Origin of the sequence: Thermasporomyces composti (assembly GCF_003386795.1) — a bacterium.
Lineage (GTDB): Bacteria > Actinomycetota > Actinomycetes > Propionibacteriales > Actinopolymorphaceae > Thermasporomyces > Thermasporomyces composti.
This window is the reverse complement of sequence record NZ_QTUC01000001.1, coordinates 592,215-610,025: the sequence shown is the minus strand read 5'-3', so window position 1 is coordinate 610,025 and position 17,811 is coordinate 592,215. Positions and strand designations below refer to the sequence as shown.

The window sequence follows — 17,811 nt, the reverse complement described above, 5'->3', positions numbered from 1 at the left end:
GGCGGGCGATCTCCTGACCCCGACGCGCCGGGCGAAACCAGCTACGTGCGGCGAGGAGTGGGTGGGTATTCTCGGCGACAATCCCGGGCGGCACCGCGTCGCCCCTGCGCCCGTTGAGGAGAAGCATCGTGATCCTGCGGATGTCGACGCTGTTCCTGCGAACGCTGCGCGAGGATCCCGCGGACGCCGAGGTCCCGAGCCACCGGCTGCTGGTGCGTGCCGGATACATCCGGCGTGTCGCCCCGGGCATCTACGCGTGGCTGCCGCTGGGGTGGCAGACCCACCTCAACGTCGAGCGCATCATCCGCGAGGAGATGGACGCCGCCGGCTTCCAGGAGATCCACCTGCCCGCTCTCCTGCCGCGCGAGCCTTACGAGCGCTCCGGCCGCTGGACGGAGTACGGCGACGACCTCTTCAAGCTGAAGGACCGTCGAGGCCAGGACATGCTGCTCGGGCCCACGCACGAGGAGATGTTCACCTTGATGGTGAAGGATCTCGTCTCCTCCTACCGCGACCTGCCGCTGTCGATCTACCAGATCCAGTGGAAGTTCCGCGACGAGCCGCGGCCCAGGGCGGGTCTCCTCCGCGGCCGGGAGTTCTCGATGAAGGACTCCTACTCCTTCGACATCGACGACGAGGGCTTGGCCCGCTCCTACGCCAAGCACCGTGAGGCGTACGAGAAGACGTTCCAGCGGCTCGGTCTGGACTACGTCATCGTCAAGGCGATGTCGGGAGCGATGGGTGGCTCGCTGAGCGAGGAGTTCCTGACGCCGTGCGACGTGGGCGAGGACACCTACGTCAAGTGCACCTCGTGTGACTACGCCAGCAACACCGAGGCGGTCGAGGTGCCGCCGGCCGAGCCTCAGCCGTACGACAACGTGCCGGCTCCTCGGGTCGTGGACACGCCCGACACCCCGACCATCGAGTCGCTCGTCGCGCTGCTCAACGCTGACGAGAAGCTGCGCCGCGACGATCGTCCCTGGCAGGCCTCCGACACGCTGAAGAACGTCATCGTCAAGGTCTCCCATCCCGGCGGTGGGTCGGAGCTGCTGGCGATCGGCGTCCCCGGTGACCGCGAGGTCGACGAGAAGCGGCTGGCCGCGCAGCTCTACCCGTCGACGCTCGAGCCGGCGACGGACGAGGACTTCGCCGCCCACCCCGAGCTGGTGCGTGGCTACATCGGTCCGGAGGTGCTGGGCGCGAACAAGCCCGCCGGGATTCGCTACCTGGTCGATCCCCGGGTCGGCACCGGCACCCGTTGGGTGACTGGCGCCAACCAGCCGGACCGGCACGTCATCGATCTGGTGGCTGGGCGTGACTTCGAGCCTGACGGCACGATCCTGGCCGCCGAGGTCCGCGAGAGCGACCCGTGCCCTCGGTGCGGCGGGTCGCTGACGATGGCGCGTGGTGTGGAGATTGGGCACATCTTCGCGCTGGGGCGCAAGTACGCCGAAGCCCTGGACTTGAAGGTGCTCGACGAGAACGGCAAGCAGGTCACCGTCACGATGGGCTCCTACGGCATCGGGGTCAGCCGCCTGGTGGCCGCGATCGCGGAGAAGAACCACGACGAGAAGGGCCTCATCTGGCCTCGTGCCGTCAGCCCCGCGGACGTGCACATCGTGGCGACCGGGAAGACCGACGAGCCGTTCGAGGTGGCTGAGCGGCTGGCGGCCGACCTCGACGCGCGCGGCATCCGCGTCCTGCTCGACGACCGTCGTAGCGCGAGCCCTGGCGAGAAGTTCAACGACGCGGACCTGATCGGTGTCCCGACGATCGTCGTCTGCGGCCGCCGTATCGTCGACGGCAAGATCGAGGTCAAGGACCGCCGCACCAGCGAGCGCATTGACCTGCCGATCGACAAGGTCGCCGACCACCTCGTCGAGGTCTGCGCCGAGTCGTAGCTCCGGTCGGGGCGTGGCTCCGTTCCCTAGCGCCGGTCGTCCGAGCCGTCGACCGCCATGCCTCGACCCGTGGCGTGGTTGGCGCGGCGCCGTGCTCAGCGTGGTGGCGTGAGCGTCTCCCGCCGCTCGTCGTAGCGCCAGGCTGTCTCCGGATCGGTGAGGTGGACACCGCCGATCCAGCGGTTCACGCCGTTGAGTGCTAGGTGGTCACGTCGACCGTCGAGCACGTCGCGGCCGGCGGGGGTGAGCTGGACGGCGCGAGCCTCCTCGGTGTCGTCGTCTCCGAGCGTGAGGAGTGGCTCCGGGCAGGTCGCCAGCTCCGTCATGACGGCGAAGCACGACCGGTCGCCGAGATACGGCCGGCGTTCCTGCTCCCCGACCCAGCGGAAGACCTCGCCCATCGTCCCGGCGCCGGCCTCCACGGCGGCCAGGATCCTTCGCTGGGTGAGGGACAGACCGTCGGAGACGCCTGGGTACTCCCGCATCAGCCGTCCGAACGCCTCTCCCAGGTAAGGCAGGGACGCCGAGGTGCCGCGTGCCATGGCCGCCAGGTCCCGTGGCTCGGGTGCGGTGAACGCCGCCCAGCCGGCTTCGGCGGCGTCGAAGGCATCGGGCGTCAGTGGCCTCGCCTGCTCCCGAAGGCTGAGGAGGGCGCGTGGCTCGAGCTGGCCGAGTCCCAGGAACCGGGTCAGGCCCGGGTGTTCGCCGACACAGACGAGGGTGACCGTCGACGGGTCGACGTCCAGGCGCCGAAGACGGTCGAGGACCTGCAGAATCTGCAGTTGGTCGTACAGGTCCGCCTCGAACCACAAGAGGATGGGCTCGCCCGCGAGTCGCCGGAGTGTGTCGTCTCGGACCTGGAGATCGCGCAGGATCGCTTGCTCGTCGTCAACGGAACCTTGCCGAGCGAGGAAGGCGGCTCGCACCTGGGCGAGCTCGGTGTCGCTGAGGCCGGCCGGGACCGGACCGTCGTGCAGGACGTCGCGCCACGGGAGGATCGGCTCCTCGACACCGGCCTCGCGGAGGCGGTCGGCGGCCACGTCGCCGTTCGTGATGTGCAGCATCACGCCTCCATCTGTTCGTCGCGCTCACCGGGCAGGCCAGTCGGGCAGCCTGACTCGACGCTCGCTCCCGGGTCCCAGGGGCGAGGCCAGTGCATCGTCCTGACCGACCTGGGCTCTGTCAAGACCAGGCGGACACGTGTGGAGGGAGCCGTCACCTCCCGACGGCGTAGTTCTGCATGCCGCGCGGGTTCGCCGCGGCGGACAGCACCCCGGTGTCGGGATCCCGCGCCACCGCGCAGAGCCGACCCAGGCTCCACGGACCGGAGCGAGTGATGACGTGGCCGCGGCGTTCGAGCGCGCCGATCAAGGAGTCGCCGAGACGATCCTCCACGATCAGGCTCCGCGGCTGCATCGTGCGCGGGTAGAACGAGCCAGGAAAGCTGCTGGTGTGGAAGGCCGGGGCGTCGATCGCCTCCTGCAAGGACATGCCCTCGACGAAGTGCCGGAGCAGGAAGAGCAGCTGCCACTGGTCCTGCTGGTCGCCACCGGGTGAGCCGCAGGCGAGGATCGGGCGGCCGTCCCGCAGCACCAGCGTCGGAGACAAGGTGGTCCGCGGCCGTCGTCCCGGGGCCAGCGACGAGGGCAGCCCTTCCTCGAGCCAGAACATCTGCGCTCGGCTCCCCAAGCAGAAGCCGAGCTCGGGAATCGTTGGTGAGCTCTGCAGCCAGCCGCCGCTCGGCGTCGCCGCGATCATGTTGCCCCACCGGTCCACGACTGAGACGTGACACGTGTCGCCACGCGTCCGTCCGTTCACCGAGACGGTGGGCTCGCCCGTGGTACCCGCGAGGTCGGCACTGAGCAGGCGCCGTCCCGCGTACAGCTCGGGGAGCCGTGGCGCCCGGCCGTCCGGTGCGCCGGGGCGCAGCTCGCCCGACGCGAGGGCGCCGACGAGCTTGGCCCGCTCAGCGGCGTACTCCTTCGACAGCAGCGTAGGCAGAGCCGAGTCCAGGACGTCCCCGTACCAGGCCTCGCGGTCCGCCATCGCGAGCTTGATCACCTCGACGACGAAGTGGATCCCGCGCTCGGTACGCAGGTTCAGGTCGCCGGGCTCCCCGAGCGCGTCGAGGATCGCCAACGCCTGGAGCAGCACCGGCCCCTGGCCCCAGGGTCCCGTCTTGGCCACCGTGAGCCCGCGCCATTCCAGGGTGGTCGCGAGCTCCCAGCTCGCCGACCAGGACGCCATGTCGTGCGCGGTCACCAGGCCGCTGTGGTCGCGGCCGCTGGAGTCGCGGAACGCCTTGCGCGAGAAGGCGTCGATGGCCTCGGCGACGAAGCCTTCCCGCCACGCTCGACGGGCGCCCTCGATCTGCGCCTCTCGGCTCGGTCCCGCCGCTTCGCCTTCCTTGACCAGGCGCTCCAGGGTGTCGGCATAGGTGGGGTTGGCGAACCGGGCGTGTGGCTTCGGCGGTGCGCCGTCCGGCAGCCAGAGGGCCGCGGAGGTCGGCCAGTGCTCGGCGAAGAGGCGCTCGACCGTGCGAATCGTCTCCACCGCGCCGGGGACGAGCGGATGCCCGTTGCGGGCGTAGTCAATCGCCGGTGCCAGGACGTCACGCAAGCGCCACGTGCCGTGGTCGCGAAGGAGGAGCAGCCAGGCGTCGACCGCGCCCGGAATGGTGGCCGCGAGGGGACCTGAGCCGGGGATCAGATCGAGGCCGAGGTCGCGATAGTGCGCGATCGTCGCGCCCGCCGGAGCCGGACCCTGCCCGCACAAGACCTTGGGGATGTGGTCGTCAGCGGTCGCGACGATGGCGGGCACCTCCCCGCCGGGTCCGTTGAGGTGAGGTTCGACGACGTGCAGCACGAATCCCGCGCAGCAGGCGGCGTCGAAGGCGTTCCCGCCCCGCTCGAGAACGCCCATCGCCGCCTGGGAGGCGAGCCAGTGCGTCGAGGCCACCATGCCGAACGTGCCGCGGAGGGTAGGTCGGGTCGTGAACGTCATGTGCCGTCCTCGTGCCGTCGTAGGTCCCTGTCGGTGGGAGCGGGTGTCGGCTTCCCCAGAGTCTGGTGCCTAGCGCCATCTCCTCCCAACAACCTGGCCGCTCCCAACGATCTGGCCGCTCCCGGCGGGCGTCCCCATGGTCCACGACGAGGTGGCCTGCGCCGGGCCGCCGCCGTCCAGTGTCCTCGCTCCCGACCAGTGTGGGCCCATCGAGGGAGGGGCCGAACGTCCGTTGTGGGGGCGTCACCGAGCTCACTGTCCCGATCACGGACCGCGCACGTAGCCTGCGAGAAAGGCCAGCGGCACGCTGACACAGTCGAGGGCACCTGTGCACGTGTGGCGTGATCCGGCCAACCGGAAGCGGCCGCCGGAGTTGTCCGGCGCTCCGCGCCACGCTGACATGGCAGAACGTCACGACGACGTGACAGCCATGTGGCGGCGTCCGTTCGGGGGAGGAACCCATGACACTCTCGGGGGAACGACCTGCGCGACGCATCGGCCGGCGTGGCTTCCTCGGCGGGCTGGCTGGGGTAGGGGTCGGAATGGGCACTCTCGCGCCGGAGGCGGCCTCAGCGGCGACGGTCACGGAGCCCTTGTGGCTGTACGACCTTGCGCACCTGTACCAGCTGGACCTGGACGATCCGGCGCAGGCTGCCCGTGCCTACGACGAGCTGCACTTCGTCGCGACACTCCAGGGCATCGTCAACCGCGACTTGCCTCGACTCCACGTGCACTTCGTCACCCACAACGAGCTCGGCACGATCGACATCGACGACTACTGGCTGTCGCGCACCCTCGAGTCCGGTGGCTTCCTCGCCGATCGGCCGGTACGCGTGCTGAGCTCGCTCGACGAGCTCGTCTCGGTGTTCCGTCCGCTGCTGCGCGGCGCCGTGGTGTGGGACCCGGCCGTTCCAGCGACCTCCAATGTCGCCTCCACGGTCGCCGGTGCCATGGACCTGGTGGCCGTGCGCTACGACCCGACCCCAGGGTCGCTGTACCGGAGCTTCATCGGCGTCGCCGGTCCGCTGCGCCTACCTCCGGTGGTACGGCTCGTCCGCGAGGACGGCCGATCGTTGTTCACCGGGCGGGGGAGGATTCCGGGCACTCGACGCGAATCCACCGGGAGCGCCAAGTGCGACGCCTACATCTGGGCGGTGGAGCGGTTCCTCCGCACCGGTCGGTGCGCACCGGAGTTCGGCTACTACCTGGACTCGTTCTGGCTGCGCGGTCCGCAGGGCAAGCTGCCGCAGTGCTTGCTGACCAACCACGACTACCTGGTGGCCAGACGTGGGTTCTTCTTCGACCTGCTGCCCTGGGACGATGAGACGCCGGTCGACGACCCCGACCAGCCGCTGGGAACGGACCAGCGCACGTTGCAGGAGATCCTTCGGGTGGCCTACCAGCGCACCCGCGGCGGGCTGGCGCCCGTGCACGGCTTCGTCCCCTGGGCGTACAAGTACACGACCTTCGGGTCGGGGGGCGGTCACCACGACCCGGTCCCGACCGAGTGGCGCTTCGTGCAGCTGGCGTCGGCGTACAACGCCTACCTGGACGCCGACGCGGAGCACCTCGACGCGATGGCCAACGCCTCGGTGTTCGCCCACGCGCCGTTGCGTCCGCGCTATCCGCAAGGTCCACGCCCGAGCCTGGCCGACCTTCGGGCGCGCGGGTTCGTGACCGAGGACGACACGGTCGCGCCGCGCCGCTACGTCATGTTCTACGTCGGTGACTATGACTCGGCGGCCTGGCTGTACCAGGTGCTGCCGTACATGTGGGACGACCCCGCGCGCGGCAGCGTGCCGCTCAACTGGGCGTTCAACCCGAACCTGGCGGCGCGCATGCCGGTGGCGCTGGACCTGGTTCGGCGTACCGCCAGCTCCCAGGACACGTTCGTGGCCGGTGACAGCGGTGCCGGCTACGTCAACCCCGGCATGCTCCAGGAGCCCCGCGAGTTCTCCGGCCTCCCGTCGGGGGTCGAGGTCTGGCGCGACCACTGCCGGCGGCACTACGAGCGGTGGGACCTCACCGTCACCGGCTTCATCATCGACGGGTTCGCGCCGGCGATGGACGCGGCGACGCTCCGGGCCTACTCCGATTTCTCTCCCGACGGGTTCGCCGCGCAGAAGGTCGAGCCGCTCGGCCTGGTGGGTGACACGCCGTACGTGCGCATGGGGCCTGACCTGCCCCGTGCCGATCCCGCCACGGCGGCGGACGCCTTGGCGGCGGCGCTGGGCGGCGACCTCGGCGGGCCCCCGTCGACCCCGACGTTCCACAGCGTCCGGACCATCCTGCAGTCGCCGAGCTGGCATCGCGAGGTCGTGGAGAGGCTCCACGCGCAGGCGCCGGAAGCGGCGGTGGAGATCGTCGACGCGCACACCTTCTACGCACTCGTACGTCAGCATCTGCGCGGCGGGCGGCTGTCCTGACGACCCCAGGTGGTGAGCCCGGCGCCAGCGGTCAGCGCACGAGGCGGCCAGGCGGCCTTCCTCAGCGGGCCGGCGCGTCGGGGGTTGGCGTGGTCGCCGTCCTGGCCGGTGGCCGCGGCAGGCCGGGGAACGCGGAGAGCGCGCCTCCCCAGGCGAGGTGGCGCAACGCGCACTCGCGGAGGGTGCTCGCCGCGAAGCCGCGGAGCTTGGCGCTCGTCGCTCCCGCCACCAGGTCGGCGAAGACCCCTGCACAGCCGGCCTCGAGGTGAGCTGCGAGCCGTCGGGCCGAGGCGGCGTCGCTGACGGGGAAGGGGAGGGTGTAGCCGGCGGCTGCCGCGACGGGTTCGACCGACCGCTCGCTGAGCAAGGCCACGAGGTGGTCACGCAGTTCGCGGTAGCGGACGTAGGCGCGGCGGCCACGCTCCTCCTCCTCGCCCGACAGCCGAGGTCCCAGAACGCCGTATCCCCACAACGCCGCGTGGACGCCGGCGAGAGCCGCCTGGAGCGTCTCGATCTCGCTGTGGGTGTTCGGTCGAGGGCTCACAGCTTCTCCACCAGCTCGTCGAGTGCTACCACGTGCGTCGCCTCACAGGCGCCGATGACAGCCAGCAGCCGGGCGTGATCGGCTCCTTGAACCGCCCGCAGGTCCTTGTCCCGATCCGTGACCGCTGCCTTCTCCGCGGCCACAAGCGCGGCGAGCGTCTCGGAGCGTGAGGGGGGTGTGGTGCTGGGTGCGGTCGTCGCGAGCCCCGCGGCGGTCGCGTCCACCTCGGGACCGACCAGCGCGGTGAGCGCGGCGAGGTGCTCCTCGTGGCGTCGCACGAACTCCTCGAGGTCGTCGCGCAGATCGGGCAGACGCTCCAACGCTGCCGTGTAGAGCGAGAGGAGATGGCGCTCGCTCTCGACGGCGGCGGACAGGACCGGCAGATCCGGGTCCGGAGGTGGTGGCGGAGGAGTGGTCACCGGCGCCGCGGGTCGCTTCGTGGCCGGCGTGGCATCCGGCGAGGAGGTGGTGCAGCCGGCCAACCCCGGTCCAGCCAGTCCGGAGAGTCCGAGCACGGTCATGCCGACCCGAAGGACGCGGCGGCGGGTCGGTGGGTGTCCACCCCTCGGGTCGTGCGAGGTTCGCTCGGTGGGCGGGACGGTCACGAATGGGACGTTACCGAAAGCGGTCGTCCCTCTTGGCGGAGACGACGACCTTCTCATCCGACGAGCTCATCCGACAAGCCCTTCTCGTCCGACAGCACACAAGAAGTCCCAATCATCGAGAATGGCTCGAAATCGGTGCGGGTCGGCGATGGTCGCACTCGACCTGCGTCACACCCCGTGACCGATGGTGCGTCACCTGCGGCTTCGTGGCCTGGTCCCGACCGCGCGCGGTTTGATCGGCTTTTCTCCTGGCAGGTACGCTGACCTGGCCGGACAAAGACGTGGTTGACGGCGCGCGCCCACGGTCAGTCGACGATCAGGCGACCACGATCCGGGGAAACACGATCGACGGAACACCCAGTCGGAAGCCCGCGGACAACTGGAGAGAGGAGGGCACCATGGCGAGCGGCTCGGCGACCCGTGAGCGGGTGGCGCACCTCCTCACGCCCGTCCTCGCCGACGAAGGGCTGGACGTCGAGGCCGTGGAGCTCATCCCCGCCGGACGCCGCACCTTGCTGCGCGTGGTCGTCGACGCTGACGGTGGTGTCACGCTGGACAAGCTCACCGATGCCTCCAACAGGGTCGCCGAGGTCCTGGACTCCAGCGACGTCATGGGGGCACGGTCCTACACCCTCGAGGTGAGCTCCCGTGGGGTCGATCGGCCGTTGACGATGCCCCGGCACTGGCGGCGCAACATCGGTCGGCTCGTCAAGGTCGTGCACAACGACGGCAGTCAGCTGGTCGGTCGCATCGCGGATGCCGACGAGGAGGCCGCCGAGCTGGATGTCAGCGGCCGCCGCCACCGCGTGCCGTACGAGACGGTGGCGAAGGCCAAGGTCCAGGTCGAGTTCACCGAGCCGGGCCCGGAGGAGCCATCCGACCTGCCGGAGGCAGAGGAGGGTGACCGCTGATGGACATCGACATGGCCGTCCTGCGTGCGCTCGAGCGGGAGAAGGAGATCCCGCTCGAGGCCGTGGCGGAGGCGATCGAGCAGGCGCTCTTGATCGCCTACCAGCGCACCGAGGGCGCGCAGCCGCGGGCGCGCGTCGAGCTTGACCGACGTACCGGCCACGTCACCGTCTGGGCCCAGGAGGTGGACGAGGAGACCGGCGCGGTTCGCGAGTGGGACGACACGCCGTCCGGATTCGGCCGCATCGCGGCGACGACAGCGAAGCAGGTCATCCTGCAACGCCTTCGTGACGCCGAGGACGACCAGATGTTCGGCGAGTTCGCCGGCAAGGAGGGCGACATCGTCTCCGGGGTGATCCAGCAAGGGAAGGACCCCCGGGTCGTCCTGGTCGATCTCGGCAAGGTCGAGGGTGTCCTGCCGCCACAGGAGCAGGTGCCAGGCGAGCGGTACACCCACGGCACCCGGCTCAAGTGCTACGTGGTCGCCGTCCGCAAGGGCTTCCGCGGCCCGCAGATCACCCTTTCCCGTACGCACCCCAACCTGGTGAAGAAGCTCTTCGCTCTCGAGGTCCCTGAGATCACCGACGGGGTCGTGGAGATCGCCGGGATCGCGCGCGAGGCGGGTCACCGGACGAAGGTGGCGGTGCGGTCCCACAATCCGGCGGTCAACGCCAAGGGTGCGTGCATCGGACCGCTCGGCGCTCGGGTCCGCAACGTCATGAGCGAGCTGAACGGCGAGAAGATCGACATCGTGGACTGGTCGGCGGATCCGGCCGAGTACATCAAGCACGCGCTGTCGCCGGCACGCGTGAGCCAGGTGCACATCGTCGACCCGGCGTCGAAGTCTGCTCGGGTGATCGTCCCCGACTACCAGCTGTCGTTGGCCATTGGGCGTGAGGGACAGAACGCCCGGCTGGCGGCTCGCCTCACCGGCTGGCGCATCGACATTCGGCCTGACACCGAACCGGCCGTCGCCGGACACACCACCGATCAGCAGCCGACCACGTAGGCCCGTCAGCCCGTCCCGTCCGCGGTTTGTCAGCTCGTCCGTGGCTGCGCTCGCTCGCCGACGTGGTGCGGCTGTCTCGGGCCCGCTGAGCGGCTCGTGCTCCCGGACCGCCCTCGCTCCGGCGCCCGAGTGGACCGTCGTCATGACCGTGGTCGGGCACGACTGACCGCATTGGGCCACGCCAGCCGAGCGGAGCGGGAATCAACCAGGTCGACGTGGTGTTTCTTCCGGCGGGTTCCGTAGCGAAACGCCCTCCTGTGCCCCGGCGGCCCGGCCCCGGCGGAGATCCACCACCGGCTGACTCCGGCGGTCTGGGTACACTCTCCCGAGGTGGGTCGTACGGGTCAGGAGCCGAACACACGTCCGCGCACGGTGCGGATGTGTGTTGGGTGTCGGCATCGTACGGACAAGTCCGAACTGCTCCGAGTCGTTCTCGTGCGCGACGGCGACGCGGCCTGGGTGCTCCCTGACGCCTCCGGTCGCGCACCGGGGCGCGGGGCGCACGTGCACCCCACACGAGAATGCTTCGGACTGGCCGAACGGCGACGGGCCTTTCCCCGGGCGCTCCGCGCGGAAGGGCCGGTCGATCTGGAGGTGCTCCGCCGCTACATCGCGGCACGAGACGTCGAGGGGCAGGGAGCGACAACCACCCGCCAGCCCGACAGGCCAGCGTTGGTACCCAACGCGTCACCTGACGAAGGCGACACCCGGCGACGGGTGACGCCCGAGCAAGAAAGTGGGTCGAGCGGCTCATGACCACTCGATGAGAACCGAGCGATGAGCACGCGCAGGAACTAGCGGCCTGGACCCGCGAGGGGCCCGGGCCGGCAAAGGAGAGCAGTGGCAAAGGTCCGGGTCTACGAACTCGCGAAGGAGTTCGGCATCGAGAGCAAGGCCGTCATGGCCAAGCTCCAGGAGCTGGGCGAATTCGTCCGGTCGGCGTCCTCGACCGTCGAGGCGCCTGTCGTTCGCAAGCTCAAGGAGGCTTTCGCTGCCGAGGCAGCCGCGAGCGGCAAGGGTGACGGCAAGGCCGACACCGCGTCGGCTACCGACGCCGCCCCGACGCAGGCTCGCGCGGAAGCGCCAGCGGCCGAGAAGGCCGCGCCGGCTCCCACGGACGGAGGCAAGCCGGCACCGTCTCGTCCGACCTCCCCAGTCGTTCCTCCCGCCGAGTCCCCGGCGGCGAAGGTCGGCACACCGTCCCCACAGCCCACCGACGAGCAGGCGGCGGAACGGCCGCGTCCGGCCGCACCCGGTACCGACGCGGGTGCTGGCCAGGCGCCGACACCTCGGCCGGTCCCGACCCCGCCGCGGCCTGGTCCGCCAGGACCAACGCCGGGCGGCCCTGCGGTCCGCGCCGGCGAGCAGCCGCGGCCTAAGCCCGCCGCGCCACGTCCGGGGGCTGGGCCTCGTCCTGGAAACAACCCGTTCACGTCGACGACTGGCATGCGTGGTCCACGGACTGAGCGTCAAGAGCCCGCTGCCCGTCGTGAGGACCGCACGGGCATCCCTCGGCCGAGCCCAGCGATGATGCCGCCACGCGCCGACGACCGGCCTGGTGGCCCACGCCCGAACCCGGCGATGATGCCGCCGAGGCCGATGAGTCGTGGCGTGCCCGCCGGTCGGGGTGGACCTGGTGGCCGCTCCGGTGGACCGAGCGCTCGCACCGGTGGAGCCGGGAGCCGCGCAGGTGCTCCGAGCGGTCGCACGGGCACGCCCGGCCGCGCTGGTGGCGGGATCGGCCGTCTCGGTGGCGGTGGGCGTCCTGGTGGCGGTGCACCGGCTGGTGCTCCGCCGCGTGGAGGCTTCGGTGGCCGCGGCGGCGGACGCGGCCGTGGCGGTGCCGCGGGTGCTTTCGGACGCCCGGGCGGACCGACGCGACGTGGCCGTAAGTCCAAGCGGCAGAAGCGGCAAGAGTTCGACAACATGCAGGCGCCGACGATCGGCGGCGTGCGGGTTCCGCGCGGCGGCGGTCAGAAGGTGCGTCTACCTCGCGGTGCCAGCCTCACCGACTTCGCCGAGAAGATCGGCGCTGACCCGGCGGCGCTCGTCCAGGTGATGTTCCACCTCGGCGAGATGGTGACCGCGACCCAGTCCGTGAGCGACGAGACCCTGCAGCTGCTCGGCGCCGAGCTCGACTACGACGTCGAGATCGTCTCGCCGGAGGACGAGGACCGCGAGCTGCTCGAGTCGTTCTCCATCGAGTTCGGCGAGGACGAGGGTGACGAGGAGGATTTGCAGCCTCGTCCGCCGGTGGTCTCGGTGATGGGTCACGTCGACCACGGAAAGACCAAGCTCCTCGACGCGATCCGCGGCGAGAACGTCGCGGCCCGGGAGGCCGGTGGCATCACCCAGCACATCGGCGCTTACCAGGTGTCGACCGAGGTCGATGGAGAGGAACGCAAGATCACCTTCATCGACACCCCGGGTCACGAGGCGTTCACCGCCATGCGTGCGCGTGGTGCCCAGCTGACCGACATCGCGGTGCTGGTGGTGGCCGCTGACGACGGTGTGATGCCGCAGACCATCGAGGCGCTCAACCACGCCAAGGCCGCCGGTGTGCCGATCGTCGTCGCGGTGAACAAGATCGACCTGCCCGACGCCGATCCGGCCAAGGTGCGGGGCCAGCTCACCGAGTACGGCCTGGTGCCGGAGGAGTACGGCGGTGACACGATGTTCGTCGACATCTCGGCGAAGGCACGACTCAACCTCGACGACCTGCTCGAGGCGATCGTGCTGACCGCCGACGCGACGCTCGACCTCAGGGCGAACCCCAACCAGGCCGCCCAAGGTGTCACCGTCGAGGCCCACCTGGACAAGGGGCGTGGCCCGGTCGCCACGGTGCTGGTGCAGCGAGGCACGTTGAAGGTCGGCGACTCGATCGTGGTCGGTCCCGCGTACGGGCGCGTCCGGGCGATGCTCGACGAGCACGGCCAGCAGGTCGACAAGGCGTTGCCGTCTCGGCCGGTGCTCGTCCTGGGTCTGTCGTCGGTGCCCCGTGCTGGCGACAACTTCCTGGTCGTCCCCGACGACCGCGTGGCGCGTCAGATCGCGGAGAAGCGGGAGGCGCGCGAGCGCAACGCGTCGTTCGCGAAGCGGTCGCCGCGGGTCAGCCTCGAGAACCTCACCGAGCTGCTCACCGAGCGCCAGGCGCTCAACCTCATCATCAAGGGCGATGTGTCGGGTTCGGTCGAGGCTCTCGAGGACGCGCTCAGCAAGATCGATGTCGGCGAGGAGGTCGACCTGCGGATCTTGCACCGCGGCGTCGGCGCCGTCACCGAGAACGACGTCAACCTGGCGAGCATCGACAACGCGATCATCATCGGGTTCAACGTCCGGGCGCAGAGCCGGTCGGTCGAGCGGCTCGCCGAGCAAGAGGGCGTGGAGATCCGCTACTACTCGGTCATCTACCAGGCGATCGAGGAGGTCGAGGCCGCCCTCAAGGGCCTGCTCAAGCCCGAGTACGAGGAGGTCCAGCTCGGCACCGCCGAGGTCCGGGAGATCTTCCGGTCCAGCCGCTTCGGCACGATCGCCGGTTGCCTCGTCACGAGCGGGGTCATCCGACGCAACGCCAAGGCTCGCTTGCTCCGCGACGGCGCCGTCGTGGCGGACAACACCGAGATCGCCTCGCTGCGGCGGTTCAAGGACGACGCCACTGAAGTCCGTGAGGGCTTCGAGTGCGGTCTGACCCTGCAGAACTTCAACGACATCAAGATCGGCGACGTCGTCGAGACGTTCGAGATGCGAGAGAAGCCCCGCGACTGACCGAGGTGGCCGGTGGCTGGTCGCTCGACAGTGACCAGCCACCGGCCCGCCGGCGGGGTCAGTGGCGCCCGGCCGGTGCTGCCGGACCCGGTCCTGGCCAGGCGTCACTGGGTCGACGCGCGAGGGCGTGTCGGAGTCAAGGTGTTCACGGGAACGTTGTGCGCCGATGTGCGCCTCGGGGCGGTTCGGTCCCTGAAGGAGAAGCGCTCCACGATCCGTCCGATCGTGGCCGAGATCCAACGTCGGTTCAGTGTCTCGGTCGCCGAGACCGGCTATCACGACCTCTACCGTCGCGCCGAGATCGGGGTCGCGGTGGTCAGCGGGGAAGCGCGCCAGTGCCGAGATGTTCTCGACGCCGTGGAGCGCCTGCTGGCGAGCAGACCGGAGATTGAGATCCTGGACGTACGCAGGCAGCTCTTCTCCGCCGACGACTAGGCGTCAACCGGTCGCTGGCGGGAAGCTGAGCACGTCCACGACCCCGGACAAAGGACGACAGGATCCGTCGCTGAGAAGGCCAAGGAGAGGATGGCGATGAACCAAGCGCGGGTGAACCAGCTGGCCGACCGGATCCGTGTCATCGTCGCGGGAATGCTCGAGCGGAGGGTCAAGGACCCCAGACTCGGCTTCGTGACCGTGACGGACGTCCGCCTCACCGGGGACCTGCGCGACGCGACGGTCTTCTATACGGTGTTCGGCGGTGACCAGGACCGAGCGGGCACGGCGGCGGCCCTGGCCAGCGCCACGGGCATGATCCGGTCCGAGGTGGGCCGCCAGCTCGGGCTCCGGCACACGCCCAGCCTTCGGTTCGTGCCTGACGCCGTACCGGAGAACGCCGCGCACATCGAGGATCTCTTGCGCCGGGCACGGGAGTCCGACGCGGAGGTGGCCCGGCGGGCGGCCAACGCCCAGTACGCCGGTGACCCCGATCCTTATCGGACCCCGTCGGAGGATGACTCTGAGGCGGAGTAAGACGTCGAGGGACACGGCCGACGCCGGCGTGTCCTTCGGTGAGCCGGCCGTTCACCGGAGCGGTCCGAAGATCGGGCGATCCTCAAGACAAGGAGTGTGTGAGTGTGGCGGTCGACGGGATCGTCATAGTCGACAAGCCAGCCGGGATGACCTCCCACGACGTGGTGAGCCGGGTTCGGCGGCTGGCCAGGACACGTCGCGTCGGACACGCCGGCACGCTCGACCCCATGGCGACCGGGGTGCTGGTGCTCGGCGTTGAGCGCGCCACGCGGCTGCTTGGACACCTCGCGCTGGAGGACAAGTCCTACGAGGCCACCATCCGACTCGGCGTCGCGACCCAGACCGACGACGCCGAGGGGGAGGTGGTGTCGAGGACACCGGCCGGGCACGTCACGACCGAGCAGATCCATGCCGGCGTCGCGGAGCTGACCGGCGAGATCCTCCAGGTGCCGTCAGCGGTGTCGGCGGTCAAGGTCGGCGGCGAGCGTGCCTACCGCAAGGTCCGAGCGGGCCAGCGGGTCGAGCTGCCACCCCGGCGCGTCGTGGTCAGTCGGTTCGATGTTCGAGAGATCCGCCGCTTGGGCGACGAGGTGGACCTGGACGTGGTCGTGGACTGCTCGAGCGGCACGTACATCCGGGCTCTGGCTCGTGACCTGGGAGCCAAGCTCGGCGTCGGTGGCCACCTGCGCGCTCTGCGCCGGACCAGGGTCGGCCGGTATGGGCTCGACCGAGCTCGGCCCTTGGCGGAGCTGGAGGAGGACTTCCAGGTCCAGCCGATCGCCGAGGTTGCCGCCGAGACGTTCCCCCGCTACGACCTGGACGCGGAGACTGCCCGACTGGTGGGGTTCGGACAGCGACTGCCCCATGTGCGCCTCGGCGCGGGTCGGGTGGCGATGTTCGGGCCGGACGGCCGGTTCCTGGCCTTGTACGAGGACACCGAGCAGGGCGCGCGGCCTGTCGCCGTGTTCGCGGGTTGAGCGGGTGGGCGGCGAGGAACGACACGCGGCGTGGGCCGGACCGACCACTGTCGCTGCCGGCCGTCTGGCACCCTGGACAGGCTGAACCGGACCACCCGGCGGTGGGTGGACGACATGACGGAGACGTGATTGATGCGACGCTGGGACGATGTGACCGAGGTGCCCTCCGACCTGGGGCCGACAGCCGTCACCATCGGCGTCTTCGATGGAGTGCACCGAGGCCACCAGCGGGTCATCGGGCGTACCGTCGAGCAGGCGCGGGCTCACGGTGCCAAGGCGGTGGTGGTCACGTTCGACCCACATCCCACCGCGGTGGTCCGACCCGACGCCGTACCGCCACTCCTGGCCACGGTGGACCGGCGCCTGGAGCTCTTCGAGGCCCTCGGTGTCGACGCCGCCCTGGTGATCCCGTTCGACAAGGAGCGCTCCCAGCAGCCGGCTGAGGAGTTCGTGCGGGAACTCACCGACACGCTGCGGCCGGTGGCCGTCGTTGTGGGCGAGGACTTCCGGTTCGGTCACAAGGCGAAGGGCGATGTCGCCTTGCTGCGCCGACTGGGCGAACGGTTCGGCTTCACCGTCGAGGGACTGAGCCGACGGGTTGACGCCGAGCTCGATCGGCCCGCGCAGGCGGAGGCGGTGTCGTCCACGGTCGTGCGTCAGCGGCTGGAGGAGGGCGATGTCGCCGGCGCGAACGAGCTGCTCGGCCGTCTGTTCGAGGTCGAGGGCACCGTGGTCGAAGGTGCTCATCGCGGTCGTGAGCTGGGCTATCCCACCGCGAACGTGCCCCCCTCGCCCGGTATGGCACTCCCGGCCGACGGCGTCTACGCCGGGTGGCTTCGCCGAGTGGACGACGGCACGAAGGCCGGCACGCCGCTGCCCGCGGCCATCTCGGTGGGCACCAACCCCCAGTTCGGGCACGAGCCCCGCCGGGTCGAGGCGTACGTCCTCGACCGCGACGACCTCGAGCTGTACGGCGTCCGGGTTGTGGTGAGCTTCGTCGAGCGGGTTCGTGGGCAGCAGCGCTTCGACTCCGTGGAGGCGCTGGTCGCGCAGATGGGAGAGGACGTCGAGCGGATCCGGCAGATCCTCGACGTGCCCCGCCCCTGAACAACCCCCGGAGCCGAACCGATCTGGCGTCCACCGGCGCCCCACTCGGCCCGGTTCGAGAGCGCCTGCTCCAGGAGAGCGACCGGACCGCTATCTGCCCCTTTGGGCGCCGTTCAGCGGGTGTCATCCCACCACCAGTCGGACGGGGAGCGGGGCTGCTGATAACCTGACTGGGCCGTGAACCGGCCGCGGACAGAGAGTGCCCAGGTGGACGTGCCCTGGTGCGCCGCGCAACGGACCTATGGGAGGGAGCGTCGTGTCGCTCGACACCGCCACGAAGAAGCGGATCATTGAAGAGTTCGCGACCAAAGAGGGCGACACAGGCTCGCCCGAGGTTCAGGTCGCGCTGCTGACGCATCGGATCAACCACCTGACCGAGCACCTCAAGGTGCACAAGCACGACCACCACAGCCGCCGCGGGCTGCTCCTTCTCGTGGGGCAGCGGCGCCGGCTGCTTAACTACCTGGCAAAGAAGGACATCGAGCGCTACCGGTCGCTCATCGAGCGGCTTGGTCTGCGGCGGTAGCGGTCGACATATCCCGGGAGCGGTGCTTCGTCCCGCTCCCGGTCACACAACAGCAGGAGCGGTCGGCGAC

At 70.2% G+C, this 17,811-nt stretch carries 15 protein-coding genes; 11 read left to right on the top strand and 4 right to left on the bottom strand.

Annotated features, from left to right (window positions below; genetic code table 11):
* Positions 1-128: 128 nt before the first annotated feature.
* Entirely contained in the window at positions 129-1,901 is a 1,773-nt protein-coding gene (locus DFJ64_RS02625; RefSeq protein WP_115848991.1) for a proline--tRNA ligase, read from the top strand.
* Positions 1,902-1,996: 95 nt separating this feature from the next.
* Here the strand turns inward: DFJ64_RS02625 and DFJ64_RS02620 are convergent, their stop codons facing one another.
* Both DFJ64_RS02620 and DFJ64_RS02615 read right to left on the bottom strand, forming a co-directional pair.
* Entirely contained in the window at positions 1,997-2,965 is a 969-nt protein-coding gene (locus DFJ64_RS02620; protein ID WP_115848990.1) for a DUF1835 domain-containing protein, read from the bottom strand.
* Between the two features lie 151 nt (positions 2,966-3,116).
* The gene (locus DFJ64_RS02615) at positions 3,117-4,904 is read right to left on the bottom strand and encodes a gamma-glutamyltransferase family protein (RefSeq protein ID WP_115848989.1); all 1,788 of its coding nucleotides are present in this window, start codon (positions 4,902-4,904) and stop codon (positions 3,117-3,119) included.
* 461 nt (positions 4,905-5,365) lie between these two features.
* On the opposite strand from DFJ64_RS02615, the gene DFJ64_RS02610 reads away from it, so the two are divergent.
* The gene (locus DFJ64_RS02610; RefSeq protein ID WP_115848988.1) at positions 5,366-7,330 is read left to right on the top strand and encodes a GxGYxYP domain-containing protein; all 1,965 of its coding nucleotides are present in this window, start codon (positions 5,366-5,368) and stop codon (positions 7,328-7,330) included.
* 61 nt (positions 7,331-7,391) lie between these two features.
* Here the strand turns inward: DFJ64_RS02610 and DFJ64_RS02605 are convergent, their stop codons facing one another.
* Positions 7,392-7,874 carry a ferritin-like domain-containing protein gene (locus tag DFJ64_RS02605; RefSeq protein WP_115848987.1) on the bottom strand — a complete coding sequence of 161 codons (483 nt, stop codon included), beginning with the start codon at positions 7,872-7,874 and terminating at the stop codon, positions 7,392-7,394.
* On the bottom strand, positions 7,871-8,479 hold the full coding sequence (locus DFJ64_RS02600; RefSeq protein ID WP_115848986.1) for a hypothetical protein: 609 nt from the start codon (positions 8,477-8,479) through the stop codon (positions 7,871-7,873). Before DFJ64_RS02600 ends, DFJ64_RS02605 begins: the two co-directional genes overlap by 4 nt.
* Before the next feature lie 398 nt (positions 8,480-8,877).
* Here DFJ64_RS02600 and rimP point away from each other — a divergent pair, with 398 nt between their 5' ends.
* The 9 genes from rimP (at position 8,878) to rpsO (ending at position 17,741) form a co-directional block, all read left to right on the top strand.
* Entirely contained in the window at positions 8,878-9,390 is a 513-nt protein-coding gene (rimP, locus tag DFJ64_RS02595; RefSeq protein WP_115848985.1) for a ribosome maturation factor RimP, read from the top strand.
* A complete protein-coding gene (nusA, locus tag DFJ64_RS02590; protein ID WP_115848984.1) occupies positions 9,390-10,397 on the top strand; it encodes a transcription termination factor NusA in 1,008 nt (335 codons plus the stop codon). Before rimP ends, nusA begins: the two co-directional genes overlap by 1 nt.
* 378 nt (positions 10,398-10,775) lie before the next feature.
* On the top strand, positions 10,776-11,153 hold the full coding sequence (locus DFJ64_RS02585) for a YlxR family protein (RefSeq protein ID WP_115848983.1): 378 nt from the start codon (positions 10,776-10,778) through the stop codon (positions 11,151-11,153).
* Between the two features lie 84 nt (positions 11,154-11,237).
* Complete coding sequence (gene infB, locus DFJ64_RS02580) at positions 11,238-14,162, top strand: translation initiation factor IF-2 (RefSeq protein ID WP_115848982.1); 2,925 nt, start codon at positions 11,238-11,240, stop codon at positions 14,160-14,162.
* A 12-nt stretch (positions 14,163-14,174) separates the two neighbouring features.
* Positions 14,175-14,597, top strand: a complete 423-nt coding sequence (locus DFJ64_RS02575; RefSeq protein ID WP_245940917.1) for a DUF503 domain-containing protein — start codon at positions 14,175-14,177, stop codon at positions 14,595-14,597.
* Positions 14,598-14,693: 96 nt separating this feature from the next.
* Entirely contained in the window at positions 14,694-15,131 is a 438-nt protein-coding gene (gene rbfA, locus DFJ64_RS02570; RefSeq protein ID WP_211310470.1) for a 30S ribosome-binding factor RbfA, read from the top strand.
* Between the two features lie 104 nt (positions 15,132-15,235).
* Positions 15,236-16,108: a tRNA pseudouridine(55) synthase TruB gene (truB, locus tag DFJ64_RS02565; RefSeq protein ID WP_115848980.1), complete on the top strand. Its 873-nt coding sequence runs from the start codon at positions 15,236-15,238 to the stop codon at positions 16,106-16,108.
* Between the two features lie 132 nt (positions 16,109-16,240).
* Positions 16,241-17,215 carry a bifunctional riboflavin kinase/FAD synthetase gene (locus DFJ64_RS02560; protein ID WP_115848979.1) on the top strand — a complete coding sequence of 325 codons (975 nt, stop codon included), beginning with the start codon at positions 16,241-16,243 and terminating at the stop codon, positions 17,213-17,215.
* 256 nt (positions 17,216-17,471) lie between these two features.
* On the top strand, positions 17,472-17,741 hold the full coding sequence (rpsO, locus tag DFJ64_RS02555; protein WP_115851770.1) for a 30S ribosomal protein S15: 270 nt from the start codon (positions 17,472-17,474) through the stop codon (positions 17,739-17,741).
* The last annotated feature ends 70 nt before the right edge of the window (positions 17,742-17,811 follow it).